Genomic DNA, 2,352 nt, shown 5'->3' on the forward strand with positions numbered 1-2,352 from the left:
GGAGTAGTACGGCGCAACGCAGGCTCCTCGACCAGTGGTGATGTTGCCGGAGCGGTTCACCGTCCCAGGGGGCTCACTCGGCGATTGTTCCAGGGGATGAACAGCCGTTCTTGCTCGTCGGCGGCCTGCGCGAATCCCGCCCGGAAGGAAGGCACCCATACCGCGAGGTCACCCGGGTCCGTACCGAAGGCGAGGAGCGCGGCCTCCTTCGGAGCGATGGTGAGCACGGTCTCCGCGCCCGGAACGTCCTGCACCCGTCGGTGCGGCTCGCGCGGGAACCGGTGGGCCAGCGGGGCGACCACGAGGACGGTGCGGGCGCCCCGGGCCAGGTCCGCGTTGGTGCCCTCGCGCAATGCGCCGTCCATGTAGTACCGCCCGCCGACCTCGATCGGCGGCGCCGTGCCGGGAAAGGCGCTGCTTGCGGCCACGGCGTCGACCAACGGCACGCCGCTGTCCCGGTCCCAGACCACGGGTTCGCCGCTCGCCGCGTCCACCGCCGTGATCAGGAGACGACGTGTTGGCCATGCGTCAACGCCGATCAGCTCGCGCCGGCCGGTGAGCAGCGCCTGCTGCGCGCGCGGGTCGGCCGTGCCCATCGCGATCCGTCCCGCACGACGCCGGGCCTCCTCCGGTGTCAGGCCGGGCGTGCCGAGCACGGCGAACACCTCGGCCGTCCGTTGCGCGTCCGGCGCGGTGGGTCGGGGGTGATCGCCAGCCACTGGGCGGGCGAGGCGGCCGAGACCGTTCTCGGCGCCGAGCGCCGCCGCCACGATCGCACCGGCCGAGGTGCCGACGATCAGATCCGCCTCGCCGAGGTCCACCCCTTCGTGACGCAGGCCGTGGACCAGTCCGGCCGTCCAGGCGGTACCGACGATGCCTCCGGGGCCCAGCACGAGCGCGCGGCCCACCGAGTACTCGGCTTTTTCCGGTTCGACGGTGTTCGTCATCCGGATCACGCCGCGATCGGCGTGAGGAAGACCCACACATGGCCGAATGGATCCCGCAGCATCGACTGCCGCGCACCGTAGGGCATGTCGGCCGGCGCGGCAAGCAACTCGGCGCCGCCGGTCACGGCTGCCGCGGTCAGAGCGTCCACGTCCGGCACGTACACGTGCAGAGCGACCGACGTCGCACCCCGGCCCGGGGTCGCGAACGGGACGTCGGCGTCGCTCAGCATGAGGGTGGACCCGTGGATGCCCACTTCGGCGTGCACGACCTGCCCTGTATCGCCTTCGAGGTGGAAGAGCTCGACCGCACCGAACGCCTCCGCGTAGAACTCGATCGCCTCGGCCGCACCGTCGACCATGACGTGGGGAATGACGGCCTGCTTGTGGTGCTCGGGTATCTCCATGTGGATCACGCTAGTCCGCCCACGGACCGTCAGGGATCGGTCCGCCGCCGCATTGTGACCGAGACCTTGGACCTAGTGTCACGCGCCTGAAATTTCAGCTGTAAGTAGGTAGGCTGTTTTTCATGTCGCAGCGAGGTCCGAAGGCCGTAGAGATCGTGCTCTCCGCAGAGGAGCGCGCGGAGTTGTCGCGTTGGTCGACTGGCGGGGAGGGGTCCCGGTTGGCCGAGCGCGCCCGGATTGTTCTGGCTTGTGCGGACGGGACGTCAAGTGCCCGGGTGGCGGCGGTCGCGGGTATGAACGTGGCGACGGTGCGAAAGTGGCGTTCGCGGTTCGCCGCCGACCGGCTGGCGGGTCTGGCCGATGAGCCGCGGCCGGGCCGGCGCAAGGCGGATCTGGTGCTCACCGAGGACGAACGCGCTCAGCTGACGCGATGGGCCCGGCGGGCGAAGACCGCGCAATACCTCGCACTGCGCGCGAAGATCGTGCTGGCCTGCGCCGAGGGCAGCACGAACAAGCAGGTCGCGGCCGAACTCGGTATCGGGCCGAGCACGGTCAACCGCTGGCGGGCCCGGTTCGTCGCCCACCGTCTCGACGGTCTTCAGGACGAGCCGCGTCCTGGCCGGCCGCCGTCCATCCTGCTCGACCAGGTCGAGGACGTCGTCGTCGCGACGCTGGAATCGACCCCCGACAAGGACACCCACTGGTCGCGGGCCTCCATGGCCAAGCGCACCGGGCTGTCGAAGTCCACGGTCGGGCGGATCTGGAAGAGGTTCGACCTCAAGCCCCACCTGCAGGACGCCTTCAAGCTGTCCACCGATCCGCTGTTCGTGGAGAAGGTCGTCGACGTCGTCGGGCTCTACCACAACCCGCCCGAGCGGGCCGTGGTCCTCTGCGTGGACGAGAAGTCCCAGATCGTGTGCCACGAACGCTGAAGGAGGCGTTGATGCAACTGCTTCTGGAAGCGGTGCTGTGCAGGAGATGGAGGTAGGTCCTCCGGGGTC

At 69.9% G+C, this 2,352-nt stretch carries 2 protein-coding genes and 1 pseudogene; 1 reads left to right on the forward strand and 2 read right to left on the reverse strand.

The window, feature by feature from the left end; all coding sequences use genetic code 11:
• Positions 1 to 56 precede the first annotated feature (56 nt).
• Positions 57 to 947, reverse strand: a complete 891-nt coding sequence (locus AB0442_RS42245; protein WP_366168814.1) for a patatin-like phospholipase family protein — start codon at positions 945 to 947, stop codon at positions 57 to 59.
• 5 nt (positions 948 to 952) lie between these two features.
• A complete protein-coding gene (locus tag AB0442_RS42250) occupies positions 953 to 1,351 on the reverse strand; it encodes a VOC family protein (RefSeq protein WP_366168815.1) in 399 nt (132 codons plus the stop codon).
• Between the two features lie 122 nt (positions 1,352 to 1,473).
• Here AB0442_RS42250 and AB0442_RS42255 point away from each other — a divergent pair.
• A pseudogene (locus tag AB0442_RS42255) lies at positions 1,474 to 2,265 on the forward strand (IS630 family transposase); the annotation flags it as partial.
• Positions 2,266 to 2,352: the final 87 nt, after the last annotated feature.

Source organism: Kitasatospora sp. NPDC085895, from assembly GCF_040702125.1.
Taxonomy (GTDB): Bacteria; Actinomycetota; Actinomycetes; order Streptomycetales; family Streptomycetaceae; genus Kitasatospora; species Kitasatospora arboriphila.